The following is a 19,035-nucleotide window of genomic DNA, read 5'->3' as shown; positions in this document are numbered from 1 at the left end:
GAGGTACGACCGTAAGGTCACCTGTGTGATGCGGTGTCCCACATACACCGATCAGCTCCTCCGTACACCCGCCATATGGGCGGTGTCACGTCAACTTCGCGCTTACAGGCGACCACTCAGGGCAATACGTAACGGTATGTCGAGCCGCAGCCAGGAGGCTGGAGCATGAGCATCTGGTGGTCACTCCGTCTGCGGCGTGATGCCGCCAGCGTGCCGCTCGCCCGGCGCCTGCTGCTCGGCACCATGGAGACCGCGGGCGTCGACCCCGAGATCTCCTACGACCTCTCCGTCGCCCTCAGCGAGGCCTGCGCGAACGCCGTGGAGCACGGCGGCGGCGCCCCGCGCGACGACACCTCCGAGGCGTTCCGGGTGACCGCCTACCTCGACGGCGAGAAGTGCCGCATCGAGGTCGCCGACGCCGGCCCCGGATTCCCCGCCGCCGGGACCCGCCCCCGCACGCGGACCGTGCCCGCCGAGGCGGAGCACGGACGGGGCCTGTGTCTCATCGAGCAGCTGGCCGACCACGTCCACATCGGCAACAAGCCGGGCCGGGGCGGTGCCGTGGTGAGCTTCGACAAGGTCCTCAAGTGGCGTGAGGACGCCCCGCTGACGGCGGTGTGACGTACGCGACGAGGACCCCTCCCGGCGACCGGGAGGAGCCCTCGTCCCTGTGCGCGTCGTGTGCGTCAGCCCTTGAGGCCCGCCATCCACGCCTCGACCTCGTCCGAGCGGCGGGGCAGCGCCGCGGAGAGGTTCCGGTTGCCGTCCTCGGTGACCAGGATGTCGTCCTCGATGCGGACGCCGATGCCCCGGTACTCCTCGGGCACCGTCAGGTCGTCGGCCTGGAAGTACAGGCCGGGCTCCACCGTGAGCACCATGCCCGGCTCCAGCGTGCCGTCGACGTAGGTCTCGGTGCGCGCGGCGGCGCAGTCGTGGACGTCCATGCCGAGCATGTGGCCGGTGCCGTGCAGCGTCCAGCGGCGCTGCAGGCCCAGCTCCAGCACCCGCTCCACGGGCCCCTCGACCAGGCCCCACTCGACGAGCCGCTCGGCCAGCACGCGCTGCGCGGCGTCGTGGAAGTCCCGGTACTTGGCGCCCGGCCTGACCGCCGCGATGCCGGCCTCCTGGGCGTCGTACACGGCGTCGTAGATCTTCTTCTGCAGCTCGGTGTAGCGGCCGTTGACCGGCAGGGTCCGCGTGACGTCGGCGGTGTAGTACGTGTGGGTCTCCACGCCGGCGTCGAGCAGCAGCAGGTCGCCGGAGCGGACCGGGCCGTCGTTGCGGACCCAGTGCAGGGTGCAGGCGTGCGGGCCCGCGGCGCAGATGGAGCCGTAGCCGACGTCGTTGCCCTCGACGCGGGCGCGCAGGAAGAACGTTCCCTCGATGTAGCGCTCGCTGGTCGCCTCGGCCTTGTCGAGGACCTTCACCACGTCCTCGAAGCCGCGCACGGTCGAGTCGACGGCCTTCTGCAGCTCGCCGATCTCGAAGTCGTCCTTGACCAGCCGCATCTCGGAGAGGAACACGCGCAGTTCCTCGTCGCGCTCGGCGGTGACCTTGTCGGTCAGCGCCGCCTCGATCCCGGCGTCGTAGCCGCGCACCACGCGGACCGGGCCGGTGGCCTCGCGCAGCGCGCCGGCCAGCTCGCGGACGTCGGAGGCGGGGATGCCGTAGAGCTTCTCGGCCTCGGTGAGGGAGTGCCGGCGGCCCACCCACAGCTCGCCCTGCCCGTCCAGCCAGAACTCGCCGTTCTCGCGGTTGGACCGGGGCAGGAGGTAGATCGTCTCCTGGTGGCCGTCGGCCGTCGGCTCCATGACGAGGACGCCGTCCTCCGTCTGGTTGCCGGTGAGGTAGGCGTACTCGACGGACGCGCGGAAGGGGTACTCCGTGTCGTTCGACCGGGTCTTCAGGTTGCCCGCCGGGATCACCAGGCGCTCCCCGGGGAAGCGGGCGGACAGCGCCGCGCGGCGGGCGGCCGTCTCGGCGGCCTGCGCGACCGGCTCCAGGTCGTGGAGCTCCGTGTCGGCCCAGCCGCTCCTCATGTTCTCGGCCAGCTCGTCGGACACGCCCGGGTACAGGCCGTTCTTCCGCTGCTTGACGGGCTCCTCGTCGGCAGTCTCCGGGGTCTCCGGCAGCTCCTCCGCCACGGTCATCCTCCTCGATACGGCACTGGACCACCCCCATCGTACGGTCGGGCGGAAACGGACGAACCGGGGTAGCACCTGTTACCGCGGAGGCACGGTGAGTGAGCGGCACCCGTGCCCGGGGGGTCAGTCGAAGCGCGCCGCGAGCAGCACCACGTCCTCCGGGGTGTCCGCGTCCTCCGTGCCCTCGGGGAGCACCGCCCGCAGCACGTGGTCGGCGACGGCGCCGGGGTCGCGGCGCAGCGCCCGAGGCACCCCGGCCGCGGCGGCGTGCAGCCGGGCGAAGGCGCGGTCGGTCGGGTCGCCGGTGCGGTGCAGCAGCCCGTCGGTGTAGAGCAGCACCGTGTCGCCCGCCTCCGCCTGGACCTCCACGCTGGGCGCCTCCCAGCAGGCGAGCATCCCGAGCGGCGCGGAGACGGACGTCTCCACGAACTCGGTGCGGCGCTCGCCGAGCAGCAGCGGCGGGCTGTGCCCGGCCCCGGCCAGGGTGATCCGGCGCACCGCCGGCTCGCAGTAGCCGAACAGCGCGGTGGCCGACCGGGCCGGCTCGGTCAGCCGCAGCAGCAGTTCCAGGTCGGACAGGACGGCGACCGGGTCCTCGCCCTCCATCACGGCGTACGCCCGCAGCGACGCCCGCAGCCGCCCCATCGCGGCGACCGCGCTGGGCCCGGAGCCGGTGACGGAACCGACGGCGAGACCGAGCGCGGCGTCCGGCAGCGGCAGCGCGTCGTACCAGTCGCCGCCGCCGCTCGGGCAGGTGCGGTGGCGGGCGGCGAGCTGCACGCCGGCCACCCGCGGCAGGCGGGACGGCAGCAGCTCCTCGGTCATCGTGGCCATCGACGCGCGCGTCCGCTCCAGTTCGAGGAGGCGGGCGAGATGCTCCGCGGCGTGCCGGACGTACAGACCGACGAGGTGGCGCTGCCGTCCGGCCGGTTCGGCGGGCTCGTCGTAGAGCCAGACGGCCGCGCCGATGCGTCCGGCGGAACCGGTGGCGAGGGGGAGGGCGTAGCTCGCGGCGTAGCCGAGGCGGGCGGCGACCTCGCGGTGCCGGGGGTCGAGCCCCTTCTCGGCGAACAGATCGGGCTCGGCCACGCCGTCGTCGCCGCCGGGCGGCCCGTCGAGGATCCGGCCGTGCGGCAGGGAGCCGCGCGGCACCGTCTCCATGTGGCCGAGGTCGGCGCGGGCCAGCCCGAATCCGACGGTGGTGGACGGGCCCCGGCCGTCGGCGGGTTCCAGGGCGACGAGCCCGCGCCGGGCGCCCACCAGGGCGGCGCCCGCGCGCAGCAGTTCCTCCAGCGCGGCGTCGAGCGTGCCGGCGCGGACCAGGCGCTCGGTCAGTTCGTGCAGGGTCGTGAGGTCCGAGACCCAGCCGGCGAGGCGGTCCTGGAGCAGCGCGCCCGGGGCGTTCCGGGAGTGTGCCGCGGCGGACGGAGTGGCGCCCGTGGCGGGCGCGACAGTGTGTGCGGGGGCGGGGACCGTCGAGTCGATTCCGGCCACTTTCGGAGGGTGCGGAGCGTTCATGGCGTCCGGCTTTCCGGCCGGTACGTACTGCTCGAAAGCATCACAAACCCCCATGTCGTTCTGCGCCGCCGGCAGTGTCTCCACATGTACACGTACTCGTGAGGAGATGTCCAGCATTGTCCTGCTGGAACTCCTGGTGTCCGTGCGGCCGCGGAGAACTTCCGGTACACCTCTTGCCGAAATTCGAGATTGGCTTGAAACTGCCTCAGGGGAAGGCCTGCTGCGGTCGACTGGCCTTGCTCGACGGAGCGTCACAGCGGTCGTGATGGGTACGTACTCGGAGAAGGCCAGGGGCGGTTGGGAACCACCCGGGAACCTGGCGACGGACCCGGGCGTCTCAACCACCGACGACCGTGCCCCATCCTCCTGTGGCGGAGGCGGAGAGAACCACGCGCGACAGCAAACGCCAGACTTCGCCACCCCACGCCGTACCCGTACGTCTGATGAACGCTGTATGGGTGGAACGGCCGCGGAGGCAGCCCATGCCCGGCCCATAGGGGTTCTCCCTGCCTGGCACGGGGGTGTGATGCGCCAACAGGTACGCACAGTGAAGTGATCGACACATGACGTGAGTGGTCCACGGTGTTGCCAGGCGTGCAACGGAAAGGAACGAGCGCTCATGCGCGAGATCCTCGGAAGGCGACGCAGGCTCCTGTCCCGGCGCGGTGACGAAGGGCCCGATCTGATCGGTGCGGCCCTGACCTTCGCCGCGCAATGGCAGTGGCCCGTCCTCCCCGGCGTGGCGGCCGACCCGCAGGACGGGTCCCGCTGTGCCTGCCCCGACCCGGAGTGCACGGTGCCGGGCGCCCACCCGTTCGACCCCGGCCTCCTCGCCGCCACCACCGACGTCCGGATGGTGCGCTGGTGGTGGACCAACCGGCCGACGGCGCCGATCGTGCTCGCCACCGGCGGCAAGGCCCCGTGCGCGGTGTCCCTGCCCGCCTTGCCGGCCGCCCGCGCGCTCGCCGCGCTGGACCGCCGGGGGATGCGGCTCGGCCCGGTCGTCGCCTCGCCCTCCCGCTGGGCGGTCCTCGTCAAGCCGTACTCCCTGGAGCAGCTGGGCGAGCTGCTGTACGCCAAGGACTTCGTCCCCGGATCGCTCCGCTTCCACGGCGAGGGCGGCTACCTGGCCCTGCCTCCGTCCGGCACCGCGCAGGGCGGGATCCGCTGGGAGCGGGCGCCGCTGCCCGGCTCCGCGGCGCCCTGGGTGCCCGATGTCGAGGCCGTGGTGGACGCGGTGGTCGACGCCCTGACCCGTACGGGTGTGAGCGCCCCCGAGATGTAGGGGGCGCCGTCGCGCGCCGCGCCCGGTGCCGGGTGCCGGGCCGCTGTCTTCCCGGGGCATGCCGCGTCATGCCGGGGGGCGTGCCAGGACGTCCCGCAGAGCCCGTGCGACCGCCCTCGCGGGCGTCGCGACGGCCTGCGCGGTCGTGCAGGCCGCCGACGGTGGCGTCCGCGGGCCGGGACGACGCCGGGCGCCCGGCCTCGGCCGGTCCGGACGATCTGCGTGCGGTGTCCGTCCCTGAGCGGCGTATCGGCGTCTCGTCGGCCTCCTCGGCCGGGGACGCCGCCATGCTGCGGACGCCCACGGCGGACCAGGCGCCGCCCGGCACGCCTCTGTCGACCGCCCTGCGCTGCGGTCCCGCACCGTTCTCCCCGGAGGGAGCCGAGGCGCGGACGTGCGTGGCGGTACAGGGGGAGGACGTGTGGGCGCGGACATGTGGGCGCGGCGTACCACCACGACACCACCGGCGCGCCCCTGGACGCCGCACCGTCCCTCCTCGGCCCGGAGGGGCACGGCGTGCGGAGCCGGTGCACGGCGGACGCCGGGGACGGCCCGCCCCTGTGCGAGACGCCGCGGGGGCACCTGAAGGGCGAGCCCGTGCGCTGCACGGCGGTGGCGGAGTTCGCCGCCCACGCGGACGGCGCGGGGGGCGGGTGGCTGCTGTGGGCCGGGAGCAACTCCCCGTCGGCGAAGGGCCGGTGAGCGGAGACCTGGAACCGCCGGACGACGGAGGCTCGTGAGGGCGGCCCGCCGCGGGCACGCAAAGACCCGGTTGCTGGCGACGGGGGATGCACCAGCAACCGGGCTACTGGAACGGTAACAAGAGATCGGCGGTAAGCAAATTCGATCTCGGCGTTTCCGGTCACCGACTGGCTTGCCCGCACGGGGAGTTGCGCACGGGCCGGGTGGTGCGTCCCCGGTCGGTCCGGCCGCCCGGGGACACCGCTGAGGAGCCGGACGCGGAGCCTCTCAGCTCAGCGTGACCTGGCGGTTCGTCAGGCCGCCGCGCGCCCGTCGCTCGTCCGCGGTGAGCGGAGCGTCGGTCGCCAGCGCGTCGGCGAGCCGCTCGGCGAACTCGGCGGCCGGCTTCTCCACGTCCTCCGCGCGGACCTCGCTCGGCAGGTCCCAGACCGGCACCGTGAGCCCGTGAGCGCGGAAGGAGCCCACCAGGCGGGTGCCCTCACCGAGGGAGGAACGGCCCGCCGCGTGCAGCCGCGCGAGAGCGTCCAGAAGCTGCTCCTCCGGGTGCGGCATGACCCACCGCAGATGGTTCTTCTCGGGCGTCTCGCACCAGTACGCGGAGTCCACGCCCGACAGCTTGACGGTCGGGATGGCCGCCGCGTTGGCCCGCTCCAGGGAGGCGGTGACGTCCGGGGTGGCGTTCTCCGGGTCCGGGACCCAGAACTCGAACCCGTCGTGCACCAACGGCTCGAAAGCACCCTCCGGGTCGAGCAGGTCCTGCAGCCGGGGGCCGTCGGCGGGCGCGCGACGGGCCTGCACCGGAGTGCCGGGATCGGCGGTCAGCGCGCGCCGCAGCGTGTCGGCGAGGTCGCGGCTGATGTCCCCGGAAGAGGTGTCGTTCTGCAGGCCGAGCAGCACCGAGCCGTCGTCGCGGCGCAGCGCCGGCCAGGCCATCGGGAGCACCGTGGCCAGTGTGACGGACGGGACGCCCTCGGGCAGGCCGTCCTTCAGGGTCAGCTCGACGGTCGCGGCCGGCACCAGCTCGCGCAGCGCCACCCAGTCGCACTCGCCCGGAAGGCCCTCGAACGGGCGGTGCACCAGCTCGGTCACCGCCTGCGCGGCGGCGCGGCCGTGACACGCCTTGTAGCGGCGGCCGCTGCCGCAGGGGCAGGGCTCGCGGGCGCCGACGACCGGGATCTGCCCGTCCGTGAGCTGCGGGCGCTTGGCCTTCGTCTGGGGTCGCTTCTTGGCCATCGTGGGTGTCTCCCGGTTACGACTCGTCTCGTACGGCGCGAGCCTAGCCGTTCGCGCCACGGCTGACGGGAACCTGTGGACGACGGGGCGTTCTGTGGACGACGGGGAGATCCGGGGACAGGGTGGTCCGTGGGCGACGGGGTGGACTGTGGGCGACGGGGCGTGCCGGCGCTGCCCGCCTCGGGAGCCGGCGCCCGTCAGCGTGACCCGCTCGGGAGCACGCCCGCCCGGGGAGCGGGTCCTCCCCGCACCCCGGGAGCGGCGCCGGCCTCGACCAGGCCGGCGCCGGTACGGACTGCCCTCGGTCCTGTCCTCAGCCCAAGTCGTCGAAGACGTCCGCGAAGTCCAGTCCCGTGATGCGGGAGACCGGCGGGGCGGTGACCCGCGCGGCGAAGTCCTCACGGCGGTGACAGCTCCCGGCATCGGGGTCGTGCACGTCCTCGTGGACGACCACCCACACCGTGACCTCACCGGGCACCTCGTCGCGCACGCCCCAGTCGTCGGAGAGCGCCGAGATGATGTTCAGCCCGCGGCCGCCGTGCGCGGTGACCGACGGGGTGGCAGGCGCCGGGCGGGTCGGGCCGCCCCCGTCGGTGACCTCGACGACGAGCCGGCCGCGCGGGTCCACCCGCCAGGCCGCGCGCACGTCGCCGTCCCCGGCCAGGCTGTCGCCCAAGGGCCGGCCGTGTTTGCACGCGTTGCTCAACAGCTCGGAAAGGATCAGTACGGCATCGTCGATGACCGATTCCGGCACGCCTCCGTCGCGCAGTTGCGCGCGCATCCGGCGCCTTGCCTTCCCCACGCCCGCAGGGCCATGGGGCACGGCCATGCACGACGACGTGGGCACCTCCTGTGCCACCACCAACGCCACCCCCGAGACCTCCTTCGCCCCACGCCACGGTGTGGATGCCCCATCGGCCTGAGCCGGAAACCGGCCGGTCCGTGCGCGGTGACGCACTCGGAACGGTCGAGTACGCACCGAACGCGCCGGAGCACTCCCCGTAGTCACATGGCTGGATTTCGTCGATGTGGCCGAGATATGAGGATGTGGGCGACGGGTCCCGTTGGTCAAGAGGCAGGAGGGATCCACGGGGACACACGGGGCGGATGCGGCGGCGGGAGGGGCGGCCCCACGTGGTCCCCGAGGTCTGCCTCGGCCGGTCCGTGCCGGTCAGCGGCCGAGCCGGTCCAGCACCGCGCGGGGCCGGTTGGTGATGATGGCGTCCACGCCGAGGCTCACGCACAGGTCGACGTCCTCCGGCTCGTCGACCGTCCAGACGTGTACTTGGCGGCCGGTCCGCCGCAGACGCTCGATGTACGTGGGGTGGCTGCGCAGGACGCGGATCGACGGGCCCGCGATGTCCACGCCGTCGGGCAGCCGGCCGTCGCGCAGCCGCGGTGTGACGAACTGCATGAGGTAGACCGTCGGCAGCGTCGGGGCGGCGGCCCGCACGCGGTGCAGGGAGCGCGCGGAGAAACTCATCACGCGCACCGGTGAGTCCTCGCGGGAGGCGGGCGCGTCCAGCCCGAACCGCTTGAGCAGGAGCAGCAGCCGTTCCTCGACCTGGCCCGCCCAGCGTGTGGGGTGCTTGGTCTCGATCGCCAGTTCCACCCGGCGTCCGGCGTCGGCGACGAGTTCCAGCAGCCGCTCCAGGGTGAGCACGGAGGTGGCCTCGCGGTCCTCCGGGCGGTGCTCCCAGTCGGGCTCCTCGACGCGGGGCCCGCCGGCCGCGTCCCGGGTCTTCCAGGAGCCGAAGTCGAGGGCGGCGAGGTCGGACAGCTCGAGCGCGGAGACCGCACCGCGCCCGTTCGACGTACGGTTGACGCGACGGTCGTGTACGCAGACCAGGTGTCCGTCGGCGGTGAGGCGTACGTCGCATTCGAGTGCGTCCGCGCCGTCCTCGATCGCCTTGCGGTACGCGGCCAGCGTGTGCTCAGGGGCGTCCTCGGAGGCCCCGCGGTGCGCGACGACTCGGGTCAGGTGCTGTCGTGCGTGGGTCACCGCGTCATGGTGCCACCGCTCGCCGGCGGATGTGCGGGCGGTGTGGCGTGATCGGCACGGCTGTCCGGTCGGAGCCATCGAGTGGCGCACCTTACGTGAGTAATGCCCTATATAAAGAATGGCCCCGGACCCACAGGAACGGCTTACGGTGCCCTGACGGCGTGTGGGAAAAGCTGACGTCATACAAAGAGACGTGCACAGCTCCATCTGCATCGCGCCGGACGCCAGGCGCGCGTGACATGCGGGCCCGAGTGCGACCGAGACCAGATAAGCCGTGGATCGAGGAGAGAAGCTGTGAGCACCGAGAACGAGGGCACCGCGGTACCCCCGGCCCCGTCGGCTCCGCCGCCCCCGGCGGATGCTCCCGCTGCTTCCGCACCCCAGGGCGCACACCCGGGGTCGGCTCCGGCGGGCGGCCATCCCTACGGCCCCCCCGCCCCCCAGACGCGCCAGGACGCGGGGGCCGGTGAGTCGTCCTCCGCCCCCGACCCCTCCTGGCCGCCGCCCCCGCCGCCGTCCACCCCGGCGTACGGCGGCGACGGTGGTGTCGGACACGGCGCCGTGGGTCAGGGCGGTGGCGGCTGGGGCGCCGGCTGGGGCTCCACGTACCAGCAGCCCGCGCCGAAGAACGGCCGCCGGCGCGGCGGCCTGGTCGCCGCGGTGCTGGTGGCCGCGCTGGCCGCGGGCGGCCTGGGCGGCGGCCTCGGCTACACGCTGGCCCGGGAGAACGACAGCGGCGGTTCGACGACCGTCTCGTCGACCACCAGCGGCGGCAACGTCAAGCGGGACCCGGGCACGGTCGCCGCGGTCGCGGCGGCGGCGCTGCCCAGCACGGTCACGATCGAGGCCGCGAGCAGCAGCGGCGAGGGCGGCACGGGCACGGGCTTCGTCTTCGACAAGCAGGGCCACATCGTCACCAACAACCACGTGGTGGCGGACGCCGTCGACGGCGGCAACCTCTCGGCGACCTTCCCCGACGGCAAGAAGTACGAGGCCGAGGTCGTCGGCAACGCGCAGGGGTACGACGTCGCCGTCATCAAGCTGAAGAAGGCGCCGTCGGACCTCAAGCCGCTCACCCTGGGCAACTCCGACGACGTGGCGGTCGGTGACTCGACCATCGCCATCGGCGCGCCGTTCGGCCTGTCCAACACGGTGACCACGGGCATCATCAGCGCGAAGAACCGCCCGGTGGCCTCCAGCGACGGCAGCGGCAGCAAGGCCTCCTACATGAGCGCCCTGCAGACCGACGCGTCCATCAACCCGGGCAACTCCGGCGGCCCGCTGCTGGACGCGCAGGGCAACGTGATCGGCATCAACTCCGCGATCCAGTCGACCAGCAACGGCGGCTTCGGCACGGGCCAGGCCGGCTCGATCGGCCTCGGCTTCGCCATTCCGATCAACCAGGCCAAGTACGTCGCCCAGGAGCTGATCGAGACCGGCAAGCCGGTGTACGCCAAGATCGGCGCGTCGGTCTCCCTGGAGGACACCACCAACGGCGCGAAGATCACCGAGCAGGGCGTGGGCGGCACCGAGCCCGTCGACCCGGGCGGCCCCGCCGACAAGGCAGGACTGAAGCCCGGCGACGTCATCATCAAGCTCGACGACCGGGTCATCGACTCCGGCCCCACCCTGATCGGCGAGATCTGGACCCACAAGCCCGGCGACGAGGTCACGGTCACCTACGAACGCGGCGGCAAGGAGTACACCACGGAACTCACCCTGGGCTCCCGCGTGGGCGACAGCTGACCCCACCCGCCACCCCCGAACCCGTTACCCTTGTCCCCGCGCCGCCGATCACCGGCCGGCGCGGGGAGGCGTGCCCGAGCGGCCGAAGGGAACGGTCTTGAAAACCGTCGTGGCAGCGATGTCACCGTGGGTTCAAATCCCACCGCCTCCGCGCTGAGAACAGCGAGAACGGCCCCTGACCTGGCTAGCCGGTCGGGGGCTGTCCGCTTGCCTGGGCGCCGGGACTCCCCATCGTTCCCCGTGGTTCCCCGCTCGATCGGGCACGACTGGGGCACGAGGACCTTCTGATCCGTAGCTCTATGTGGGCCGGTCGCGAACGGTCGTACCGGCCGCTCTACGGCCCTGAAGGGACGTTATCGGGTGAGGTCGGTCTGCGGTTGCTGTACAGCAGAGGAGCTGCGCTCAGCTCGACACTGCCCCGCCCGCGAAGCCGACTGCAAGGTCTCCCAGTACGTCACAAAGGGCGCTCGCCCACTGCTTCATCCTGCTCGACTCAGGTTCATCAGCCATACGGTTCTCCTCGTCGTTCGTCTCCATGGTCTGGTCGTCGTTGTTCACCTTCGATGCCAGGACCTTGCAGATGACGGCCGCGGAGAGGGACAGTGCGAGACTCGGCAGTGCCGAGCTGAGCACAGCTCCAGGCGACCTTACGGCCTGACGCAGCGTTCGACGCCCAGACCTGTCTTCCGTCGTGCGGGGGAACGGGGATGAGGCCCAACCGAGAGCGTTTACGGTCGGGCCTCATCTTTATCAGGTCGATCACGGGGGCGGGCCGCCGCCGCTCGAACTGAGCGATGCTGGTGCGGGCGATACGCAGAGATACGTCGTCAACCGGCTCGGTTCGCCCTTGTTGGTGTCAGAGACTGATGTCAGCCAAGCGGACAGTCCTGACAGGCTCTGACTCAGAGACGATCGTTCGGGTGCGCGCCACCGGTCCCTGTACCCCGACGCGTTCCCGTGTCGTGTGTCTTACGCCGACGAGGGATGAGACCGAGCAGCCCCAGAAGGCCGGCCAGACCCCAAAGACCCCAGCCTCCATCGTCATCGTCCTTGTTGTCATCATCCTGCGCTTGACTCTGGGTGGTCTGCACGGTGGCTGCCTGGGCCACCACTGGTGTCTGCGCTTCTGCGGTGACCGCAGCGGGTCCCGCGATGAGAGCGGCGGTCAGGAGAGCACCGATAGTCGCGCGACGCATAGTTCCTCCTTGAATAACCCATATAATGGGCCTTACCCCTATATCGGGTAATTCTGGAGAGACGTGCAACTCCGACAGCCACCACAGCTCCTTCCAAAGCGCGGTGGAGCCCATTTCGCAGGCCCTGCGACCAAGTAGGGCCATTCGGCCGAATGGGTGACTGGGTGGAACGTCCCCGCCCACCACTCACCCCCAGCTCCCGTTCCGTCCGCCGTCGACCCACACACCGTGGAGCGGGCGTGGTTCAGGGCGTCCAGGTGGAGCGCGCCACTGTACGAACGACCTGGACGCCAGGTGCCGTGTCTGCTCGGCTCTGCCTGGGTCGACGGCAGACGGGACGGGAGCTCCCCGCGCCCGCCACCTTCGGCCGGCACTCGCCCGCGACGCCCCCGCCGTCCTGGAGCCTGAGCGCCCTCGCCGTCCTGGAGCCTGAGCGCCCTCGCCGGAGGCATGCCCTTCACCGCGGCCCCGATTGTGGGGCACTCGCCCATCACACCGGCCCTGCTCCTTCCGTGGGCGCGCGTCGGCGCAGCGTGGGCGGAGCGGGCCGAAGGCAGGAGCGGCGCTCGGAGCGGAGCCGGGAGCGCGCCCGGCGGAGCGGAGCGCAGCCGGGTCTTGATGAGGTAGAGAAACCTGTAACAGCTCTCGTTCCGCTGGTCAGGTCGAAGATGTCGCGGCGGTCGTGAGTCGGCTCATGTACCCGGCTTGGCACAGGCGCTCGTACGCCTCGGCCACGTCGCCGGGTACTGGCTGGCGGATCATGAATCCCTGATCCGGGTAGATCATCAGCCGTTGCAGGGCGCCGACCAGCATGTCGATCACCAAGCGGGCGTCGCCGATGGAGTCGACGTACTCGGCGAAGGTCATGGGCGTGGAAGCGCTGACGACGTCGACCTCGGGCCAGAGCTTGCGTGCCGTGGCGTACGCGCGCCGCTCCTCGTACGGCTTGCTGATCAGCAGCACGGAGGCAACCTCTACCCCGCTCTCCTCCAACACCTTCCGGGAGAAGCGGATGTTCTCCCCGGTGTTCCGGGCGTGCGGCTCCACGAGGATGGCCTCGCTGGGAACCCCCAGCTCCCATGCCCGCTCGCGATAGTGGACGGCTTCGCCGCGGGACATGCGCTCCCGCGTCGTCGGGCTCGTGGCTCCGGTGAACACGAGCAGAGGGACCAGGCCGCGCTTGTACAGGTCCACGGCGGTGTCAGCCACTTCTGTGGATCCCGAAGGAGGGAGCCGGCGGACCGCGGGCTCGTCCCGGCTGCGGCTGACGTTCGGTCCGTGGATGTCAGGTGTGGATGTCAGGCCGGTCGAGGCACGATGTTCACCGCCCGGTAGTCGTACCCGTCTTGCTTGAAGCCGGGGGCTTCCCACTGGAGGTCTACCTGCTGTCCCGGCGACAGCGATCGGTAGCCCTTCATCTGGATATGGGAGAAGTGGCCCCAACAACCGCCGGGTGTCTCCGGGCAGTCGAGCACGCCCCACCCTTCCTCGTCGTGCCACTCGCGGACAGTCGCAGTCACCATGCGGGGAACCCTACGGGTTCCGTATGCGCCGGGGTACCGGGAACCTCAGCTTGGGAAGCTCGGGTCCTACGGGTCGGTGGCTTGCTGACCTGCTGCGGAGCGGCCTCGTGATCTGTGGGCGTGCTGGGCGGGCGACGGCTGTCGACCGTGACTGAGCTCTGCGTCTGGCACGGTTGTGGCACGGCCTCGGCCGCGACGGCAGTCGGCCGCGACGACGGGTGCGCCAACCGATCGGGCGCGCAGGTGCCGGCAGCCCGGCAGACCCTGGACGCCCTGTCCAGGTCGGGCAGGGACCAGGGCACAGGCTGGGCGGCGTCGGCGTCGGTGTCGGTGTCGGTGTCGGTCATGACGCCGCCCGCAGCATGCGGAGCTGGCCGATCTCCGTCGCGTTCTTCATCAGTTCCGCGTTCACCCACGCGAGCATGTGCGCCTTCGTGTGGGCCGGGTCGTCGGGCCAGGGGAAGGGGGCCGTGGCGTTTAGGTCGGTGTCCGTGAGGGTGTCGAGACAGGCGAGCCACTCCGTGCGCAGGGAGCGGAGCCAGGCGACCGTGGGCTCGCCCTCGCCGGGCCACACGATGTCGGTCCGCTCGCGCGGGCGGTCCTCGCGGGCGTGGTCCAGCGTCACGCTCCACCACCAGCCGATGTGCCAGCTCACCCACGCGACGGTGGGCACCGGAACGGGGTCCGGTTCCGTGTCCGCCCAGTCGGGGACCCAGGTGCCCTCGGGGGACCGGCGTACCGTCCAGCAGAGCGGGGCGGGCTCCCAGAGGAAGTCCTCCGGTTCCAGGCGTTCCAGGTGGTACTCGAACAGGGACCAGGTCAGGTCGAACTGCCAGCGGATCAGTTCGACCCGGCCGGCGGCGCCGGGGGCGGTTGCGGTCACAGTTCCTCATCGGTGGCGAGTCGCTCCCAGTCCATGTCCAGCAGAGCCGTCTCCGCGTCGCAGCCCGAGGGGACGCGCGACGTCGGCTGGAACCAGACCACGGTGAGGCGGGAGCGGTACAGGGCGCGGTCACGGCCGGGGGCGAGGGACTCGGAGCGGAAGCTGCCGACGCAGGTCACGGCGGGCAGCACCTCCACCGGGCCGAAGCCGCCCGCGTACTGGTCGGGGTACTCGCGCGGCGGCGGGATCAGGTGCACCGGGGCGCCCGGGTGCACGCGTTCGGCGGACCGGAGCAGCCTGGCGATCACGAGGTCGTTCAGCGGCTTGCACGGGTATCCCTCGAGCACGTTCCCGTACGTCGCCGACAGGCGCAGCTCGGCCAGGTCGACCGGGCGGCCCGAGGCGAGGACGACGCGGGAGAGTGCCATGGTCGGCACTTTAAGGCGCTGGTGCATGCGGGTCTTTCGATTTTCGGGCGCGTGCGCGGGTGAGGGCGTGAGCGGGGTGTGGGCGAACAGTGCTGCGGCCTCAGTGGCCGGTCATGCGGGCGGCCGACGCGACCGTCGCGCGGGCCTCGCGTTCGGACAGGCCCGTGGCGCGGGCCGCGTCGACGAGGGGTTCCACCAGTTCGGGGGCGAGGCCGCCCTCGTAGGCGCGGCAGGCCGCCCAGAACAGGCGGGTGTTGCGCTGGCCCTCGTGCGCCCCGAGCACGAACTGCACCAGGCCCTGGCCGTGTCCGCCGGCGGACGGCGGTGCCGGGTGGTGCGCGCGGGGCGGCGGCAGGAGCAGGCGCAGCAGGGCCGGCGGGCAGGGCGCGGGCGCCAGGTGCGCGGTGCCGGGCGCGGCCCGGTACGTGCCGCGTTCCGTACGGGAGCCGGGGCCGACGAGATAGCCGCCGGCGCCCCGGATGTCGATGCCGGGGGCGAGACGGCCGGCGGAGTTGGGGACGACGACGTCGGGCGGTCCGCTCAGCCAGAGGTGGCGGCCGCCGCTCGGGGTGAGGACGACCACCGTGGGCGGGACGGTGAAGCCGTGCCGGGAGGCGAGGGTTCGGAGGGCGGCGCCGGGGTCGGTGCCGTTCTTGGTGTCCAGGTCGACACCGATGAGGTGGTACGGGGGCAGGCCGCAGGCGATGCCGTAGCCGGTCGCGCGGGGCGCGGCGGCGAACAGGGCGCGGATCCGCGCCGGGTCGGTGGTGGCGTCGTACACGCCGTGGCCGAAGCGGCCGCACTCGCCGTGGCAGGGCGGGTGGGCCGGGTCGTCGCGGTGGGGGGAGCGCAGGGCCGGGAGCTTGGTGCGGGACAGCGGGATGACGGCCAGTCCGCGTTCGGCGGCTGACAGGGCGTGTGCGAGGGCCAGCGTCGTGGCCTGCCGGTCGGTGGTGGCCATGCTCCTATGTTCGTACACACGTTCGAAGAAGGGAAGAGGGTAAAGGGCGGTGCGCCCGGGGCGTGGGGACGGATCGGCGTGATGCTGAAACGCTTCCTCCCTTGGAGCGTCGAGGCCGGCGCCACCCGGTGGTGAACGGGCCGCGCATCAGGGTCGAGTCGGGGTTTATCGGCGGGTTCTCACGCTTGCGTGCGAATCATGGCTTCCGGGGTGGTTCAGCGGGATCCGCTGGGCAATCCTGATCTTGCGACGTCGCGCACAGCACCAGGGCGGGGGGCTACTCCCCTGGTGGAAGCCGTAGTTCACGCATGGACGGCCTTCGATCCGGTGCGTCCTTGGTTCTGGAGGGAACACAACATGGCAAGCATCCGTACCGCCCGCGTCATCGCCGCCGTCTCCGCGCTCCCGCTCGCGGCCGCGCTCTTCGCGGGAGTCGCGACGGCGGACAACGGCGTCGGCGCCCTCGGTACCGGAGTCGGCGGCGACAACTTCGGCACCTCCGCCACCACACAGCAGCAGGCCACCGGATCCGGAGCCGAGAACGAGAGCAATACCGCCCAGGTCAACGGCTCCGCGTTCACGAGCGTCAACCAGGGCGAGGACAACGTGGCCATCAGCTTCTCCCCCTTCTGGTGGCCGGCGCTCTGACGGAGCAGGAGGGGAGCGGGAAGAGGGGAAGCAGGGGGCGGAAAGAGGGGGGAAGAAGGGGGACGGAGAGCGGGGGGAGGACGTCCGTGCGGCGGCGCTACGGTGCCGCCGCGCCGGGCGCCGGCGCTCAGGGACGACCCGCAGGGTCCCTCATCCGCTCGTCCACCTACAGGAGGTGCGGCGGGCCCCACCCCTACAACCTGAGGGGGATCCGGCTTCGGGACCTGCGGCCGATCCGCCGGACCGGCCCCGCTCATAGCGTGGGGGACATGACCACACCCGTCTGCACCAGCGCTTCGAACGCCGCTGCCCCGGCGAGGCAGACCCTCCCGTACGCGTCGTTCTCGTCGTACATGAGGGCCCGCCAGCCGGTGCTCCTGCGGACCGCCCGGTCGCTGACCGGAAACCCCAGCGACGCGGAGGACCTGCTGCAGACCGCGCTCGCCAAGACGTACGTCGCCTGGGAGCGGATAGAGGACCACCGGGCGCTGGACGGCTACGTCCGCCGGGCGCTGGTGAACACGCGCACCTCGCAGTGGCGCAAGCGCAAGGTCGACGAGTTCGCCTGCGACGAGCTGCCCGAGCCGGACCCGGTGCCGGGCCGCGACGACCCCGCCGAGCAGCAGGCCCTGCGCGACGCGATGTGGCGGGCGGTCATGCGGCTGCCGGCCCGCCAGCGGGCGATGGTCGTGCTGCGGTACTACGAGGATCTCAGCGAGGCCCAGACGGCGGAGGTGCTCGGCGTCTCGGTCGGGACGGTGAAGTCCGCCGTGTCACGGGCGCTCGGCAAGCTCCGGGAGGACGCCGAGCTGGGACTTGTGAGGAATTGAGGAGGAATGAGCGGAACCTGACGGGGGACGCCGTCCGCCGGAGCGTGATCGATCATCCGCTCCCCTAGTGACATACCGCGCGGTATGTGCGCAGAATCAGCGCAACCCGTACCGACGCCAGGCAATGTCGCCCAGGAGGACGCCGTGCTGAGCACCATGCAGGACGTACCGCTGCTGATCTCGAGGATCCTGACCCACGGGTCGACGATCCACGGCACTTCGCAGGTGATCACCTGGACCGGCGAGGGAGCACAGCGCCGTTCCTACGCGGAGATCGGCGCCCGGGCCGCCCAGCTGGCGCACGCCCTGCGCGAGGACCTCGGGGTCACCGGCGACGAGCGGGTCGCCACCCTGATGTGGAACAACGCCGAGCACGTCGAGGCGTACTTCGCGATCCCCTCCATGGGCGCCGTGCTCCACACCCTCAACCTCCGTCTGCCGGCCGAGCAGCTCGCGTGGATCGTCAACCACGCCGCCGACCGCGTCGTCATCGTCAACGGCTCGCTGATCCCGCTGATCGCCCCGCTGCTGCCGCACCTCAGGACCGTCGAGCACGTCGTCGTCTCCGGCCCCGGCGACCGCACCCCCCTGGCCGCCACCCACGTCCAGGTGCACGAGTACGAGGAGCTGCTCGCCGGGCAGCCCGTCGCCTACGACTGGCCGGAGCTGGACGAGCGGGCCGCCGCCGCCATGTGCTACACCTCCGGCACCACCGGTGACCCCAAGGGCGTGGTCTACAGCCACCGTTCGATCTACCTGCACTCGATGCAGGTGAACATGACCCAGTCGATGGGCCTGACCGACCAGGACACCTCCCTGGTCGTCGTCCCGCAGTTCCACGTGAACGCCTGGGGCCTGCCGCACGCCACGTTCATGAGCGGCGTCAACATGCTGATGCCGGACCGCTTCCTCCAGCCCGTCCCGCTCGCCGAGATGATCGAGGGCGAGAAGCCGACCCACGCCGCCGCCGTCCCCACCATCTGGCAGGGGCTGCTCGCCGAGCTCACCGCCCGCCCCCGGGACGTCTCCTCCCTCACCCAGGTCACCATCGGCGGTTCCGCCTGCCCGCCCTCGCTGATGGAGGCGTTCGACAAGCTGGGCATGCGGGTCTGCCACGCCTGGGGCATGACGGAGACCTCCCCGCTCGGCACGATCGCCCGTCCGCCGGCCCACGCCGTGGGCACCGACGAGGAGTTCGCCTACCGGCTGACCCAGGGCCGCTTCCCGGCCGGTGTCGAGGCCCGCCTCACCGGCCCCGGCGGCGAACGCCTCCCCTGGGACGGCGAGTCCGCGGGCGAGCTGGAGGTGCGCGGCCCGTGGATCGCGGGCGCCTACTACAACGGCCCCGACGCCGAACCGCTGCGCCCGGCCGACAAGTTCAGCGAGGACGGCTGGCTCAAGACCGGCGACGTCGGCACCATCAGCCCGGACGGTTTCCTCACCCTGACCGACCGCGCCAAGGACGTCATCAAGTCGGGCGGCGAGTGGATCTCCTCGGTGGAGCTGGAGAACGCGCTCATGGCGCACCCGGACGTCGCCGAGGCCGCCGTGGTCGCCGTCCCCGACGACAAGTGGGGCGAGCGCCCGCTCGCCACGGTCGTCCTCAAGGAGGGCGCCACCGCCGACTTCACCACCCTGCGCGCCTTCCTCCAGGAGGAGGGGAAGATCGCCAAGTGGCAGCTGCCGGAGCGCTGGACGGTGATCGAGGCGGTGCCGAAGACCAGCGTCGGCAAGTTCGACAAGAAGGTGCTGCGCCGGCAGTACGCCGAGGGCACGCTGGACGTCACGCGGATCTGACCGAGGTCCGGACCCGGTCGCGGGGCGGGGGGGGGGGGGGGGGGCGGCCGCCCCCCCCCCCCCCCCCCCCGCCGCCCCCCCCGGCCCCCCCCCCCCCCCCGCCGCCCCCCCCCCCCCCGCGCGGGGGGCGCGGGGGGGC

General features: G+C 72.2%; 19 protein-coding genes and 1 tRNA gene. 8 read left to right on the top strand and 12 right to left on the bottom strand.

Features of this window, described 5'->3' with window-relative positions; all coding sequences use genetic code 11:
- Positions 1-165: 165 nt before the first annotated feature.
- Positions 166-621, top strand: a complete 456-nt coding sequence (locus tag ACIQ8B_RS03325) for an ATP-binding protein (protein WP_403544910.1) — start codon at positions 166-168, stop codon at positions 619-621.
- Positions 622-686: 65 nt separating this feature from the next.
- On the opposite strand, the gene ACIQ8B_RS03320 is transcribed toward ACIQ8B_RS03325, so the two are convergent.
- Positions 687-2,150 carry an aminopeptidase P family protein gene (locus tag ACIQ8B_RS03320; protein WP_106413457.1) on the bottom strand — a complete coding sequence of 488 codons (1,464 nt, stop codon included), beginning with the start codon at positions 2,148-2,150 and terminating at the stop codon, positions 687-689.
- A gap of 117 nt (positions 2,151-2,267) precedes the next feature.
- The gene (locus ACIQ8B_RS03315; RefSeq protein WP_403544908.1) at positions 2,268-3,779 is read right to left on the bottom strand and encodes a PP2C family protein-serine/threonine phosphatase; all 1,512 of its coding nucleotides are present in this window, start codon (positions 3,777-3,779) and stop codon (positions 2,268-2,270) included.
- A 502-nt stretch (positions 3,780-4,281) separates the two neighbouring features.
- On the opposite strand from ACIQ8B_RS03315, the gene ACIQ8B_RS03310 reads away from it, so the two are divergent.
- The gene (locus ACIQ8B_RS03310) at positions 4,282-4,947 is read left to right on the top strand and encodes a bifunctional DNA primase/polymerase (RefSeq protein WP_106413459.1); all 666 of its coding nucleotides are present in this window, start codon (positions 4,282-4,284) and stop codon (positions 4,945-4,947) included.
- Positions 4,948-5,382: 435 nt separating this feature from the next.
- Positions 5,383-5,649 (top strand): hypothetical protein, encoded by a 267-nt coding sequence (locus ACIQ8B_RS03305; RefSeq protein ID WP_290002108.1) that lies wholly within the window; start codon positions 5,383-5,385, stop codon positions 5,647-5,649.
- Between the two features lie 267 nt (positions 5,650-5,916).
- On the opposite strand, the gene ACIQ8B_RS03300 is transcribed toward ACIQ8B_RS03305, so the two are convergent.
- The 3 genes from ACIQ8B_RS03300 to ACIQ8B_RS03290 form a co-directional block, all read right to left on the bottom strand.
- On the bottom strand, positions 5,917-6,882 hold the full coding sequence (locus tag ACIQ8B_RS03300) for a DUF5926 family protein (RefSeq protein ID WP_403544905.1): 966 nt from the start codon (positions 6,880-6,882) through the stop codon (positions 5,917-5,919).
- A 313-nt stretch (positions 6,883-7,195) separates the two neighbouring features.
- The gene (locus ACIQ8B_RS03295; protein ID WP_290002755.1) at positions 7,196-7,840 is read right to left on the bottom strand and encodes an ATP-binding protein; all 645 of its coding nucleotides are present in this window, start codon (positions 7,838-7,840) and stop codon (positions 7,196-7,198) included.
- A 213-nt stretch (positions 7,841-8,053) separates the two neighbouring features.
- The gene (locus ACIQ8B_RS03290; RefSeq protein ID WP_403544903.1) at positions 8,054-8,884 is read right to left on the bottom strand and encodes a glycerophosphodiester phosphodiesterase; all 831 of its coding nucleotides are present in this window, start codon (positions 8,882-8,884) and stop codon (positions 8,054-8,056) included.
- A 294-nt stretch (positions 8,885-9,178) separates the two neighbouring features.
- Between ACIQ8B_RS03290 and ACIQ8B_RS03285 the strand changes: the two genes are divergently transcribed.
- A complete protein-coding gene (locus ACIQ8B_RS03285; RefSeq protein WP_403544901.1) occupies positions 9,179-10,630 on the top strand; it encodes a S1C family serine protease in 1,452 nt (483 codons plus the stop codon).
- A gap of 64 nt (positions 10,631-10,694) precedes the next feature.
- Positions 10,695-10,781 (top strand) — tRNA-Ser (locus ACIQ8B_RS03280).
- 251 nt (positions 10,782-11,032) lie between these two features.
- Here the strand turns inward: ACIQ8B_RS03280 and ACIQ8B_RS03275 are convergent.
- From ACIQ8B_RS03275 to ACIQ8B_RS03245, 7 genes are all read right to left on the bottom strand, one after another.
- Positions 11,033-11,263: a hypothetical protein gene (locus ACIQ8B_RS03275; protein ID WP_403544899.1), complete on the bottom strand. Its 231-nt coding sequence runs from the start codon at positions 11,261-11,263 to the stop codon at positions 11,033-11,035.
- Positions 11,264-11,532: 269 nt separating this feature from the next.
- Complete coding sequence (locus ACIQ8B_RS03270) at positions 11,533-11,826, bottom strand: WGxxGxxG family protein (protein ID WP_403544897.1); 294 nt, start codon at positions 11,824-11,826, stop codon at positions 11,533-11,535.
- A gap of 657 nt (positions 11,827-12,483) precedes the next feature.
- Positions 12,484-13,035, bottom strand: a complete 552-nt coding sequence (locus ACIQ8B_RS03265) for a YdcF family protein (protein WP_403544895.1) — start codon at positions 13,033-13,035, stop codon at positions 12,484-12,486.
- A gap of 89 nt (positions 13,036-13,124) precedes the next feature.
- Complete coding sequence (locus ACIQ8B_RS03260) at positions 13,125-13,349, bottom strand: cold shock domain-containing protein (protein WP_403544893.1); 225 nt, start codon at positions 13,347-13,349, stop codon at positions 13,125-13,127.
- Positions 13,350-13,692: 343 nt separating this feature from the next.
- A complete protein-coding gene (locus ACIQ8B_RS03255; RefSeq protein WP_403544891.1) occupies positions 13,693-14,232 on the bottom strand; it encodes a DinB family protein in 540 nt (179 codons plus the stop codon).
- Positions 14,229-14,660 (bottom strand): hypothetical protein, encoded by a 432-nt coding sequence (locus ACIQ8B_RS03250; RefSeq protein WP_403544889.1) that lies wholly within the window; start codon positions 14,658-14,660, stop codon positions 14,229-14,231. The genes ACIQ8B_RS03255 and ACIQ8B_RS03250 overlap by 4 nt, the downstream gene beginning before the upstream one ends.
- A 100-nt stretch (positions 14,661-14,760) precedes the next feature.
- Entirely contained in the window at positions 14,761-15,621 is an 861-nt protein-coding gene (locus ACIQ8B_RS03245) for a bifunctional DNA primase/polymerase (RefSeq protein WP_403544887.1), read from the bottom strand.
- Positions 15,622-15,978: 357 nt separating this feature from the next.
- Between ACIQ8B_RS03245 and ACIQ8B_RS03240 the strand changes: the two genes are divergently transcribed.
- The 3 genes from ACIQ8B_RS03240 to ACIQ8B_RS03230 all read left to right on the top strand — a co-directional run bounded on the left by ACIQ8B_RS03240 (position 15,979) and on the right by ACIQ8B_RS03230 (position 18,896).
- The gene (locus ACIQ8B_RS03240; protein ID WP_290002081.1) at positions 15,979-16,269 is read left to right on the top strand and encodes a hypothetical protein; all 291 of its coding nucleotides are present in this window, start codon (positions 15,979-15,981) and stop codon (positions 16,267-16,269) included.
- 269 nt (positions 16,270-16,538) lie between these two features.
- A complete protein-coding gene (locus ACIQ8B_RS03235; protein WP_106413471.1) occupies positions 16,539-17,099 on the top strand; it encodes a SigE family RNA polymerase sigma factor in 561 nt (186 codons plus the stop codon).
- A gap of 144 nt (positions 17,100-17,243) precedes the next feature.
- Entirely contained in the window at positions 17,244-18,896 is a 1,653-nt protein-coding gene (locus ACIQ8B_RS03230) for a long-chain fatty acid--CoA ligase (protein WP_290002079.1), read from the top strand.
- The last annotated feature ends 139 nt before the right edge of the window (positions 18,897-19,035 follow it).

The sequence above is a fragment of the Streptomyces sp. NPDC096105 genome, from assembly GCF_044763335.1.
Lineage (GTDB): Bacteria > Actinomycetota > Actinomycetes > Streptomycetales > Streptomycetaceae > Streptomyces.
Note: the sequence above shows the minus strand (reverse complement) of the source record. Positions and strands in the feature narration are given on the sequence as shown.

Bases quoted from the DNA above. Each gene is read 5' to 3' on its own strand.
- ACIQ8B_RS03325 (WP_403544910.1), top strand. From the start codon at position 166: ATGAGCATCTGGTGGTCACTCCGTCTGCGGCGTGATGCCGCCAGCGTG.
- ACIQ8B_RS03320 (WP_106413457.1), bottom strand. From the start codon at position 2,150: ATGACCGTGGCGGAGGAGCTGCCGGAGACCCCGGAGACTGCCGACGAG.
- ACIQ8B_RS03315 (WP_403544908.1), bottom strand. From the start codon at position 3,779: ATGCTGGACATCTCCTCACGAGTACGTGTACATGTGGAGACACTGCCG.
- ACIQ8B_RS03310 (WP_106413459.1), top strand. From the start codon at position 4,282: ATGCGCGAGATCCTCGGAAGGCGACGCAGGCTCCTGTCCCGGCGCGGT.
- ACIQ8B_RS03300 (WP_403544905.1), bottom strand. From the start codon at position 6,882: ATGGCCAAGAAGCGACCCCAGACGAAGGCCAAGCGCCCGCAGCTCACG.
- ACIQ8B_RS03270 (WP_403544897.1), bottom strand. From the start codon at position 11,826: ATGCGTCGCGCGACTATCGGTGCTCTCCTGACCGCCGCTCTCATCGCG.
- ACIQ8B_RS03260 (WP_403544893.1), bottom strand. From the start codon at position 13,349: ATGGTGACTGCGACTGTCCGCGAGTGGCACGACGAGGAAGGGTGGGGC.
- ACIQ8B_RS03250 (WP_403544889.1), bottom strand. From the start codon at position 14,660: ATGGCACTCTCCCGCGTCGTCCTCGCCTCGGGCCGCCCGGTCGACCTG.
- ACIQ8B_RS03245 (WP_403544887.1), bottom strand. From the start codon at position 15,621: ATGGCCACCACCGACCGGCAGGCCACGACGCTGGCCCTCGCACACGCC.
- ACIQ8B_RS03240 (WP_290002081.1), top strand. From the start codon at position 15,979: ATGGCAAGCATCCGTACCGCCCGCGTCATCGCCGCCGTCTCCGCGCTC.
- ACIQ8B_RS03235 (WP_106413471.1), top strand. From the start codon at position 16,539: ATGACCACACCCGTCTGCACCAGCGCTTCGAACGCCGCTGCCCCGGCG.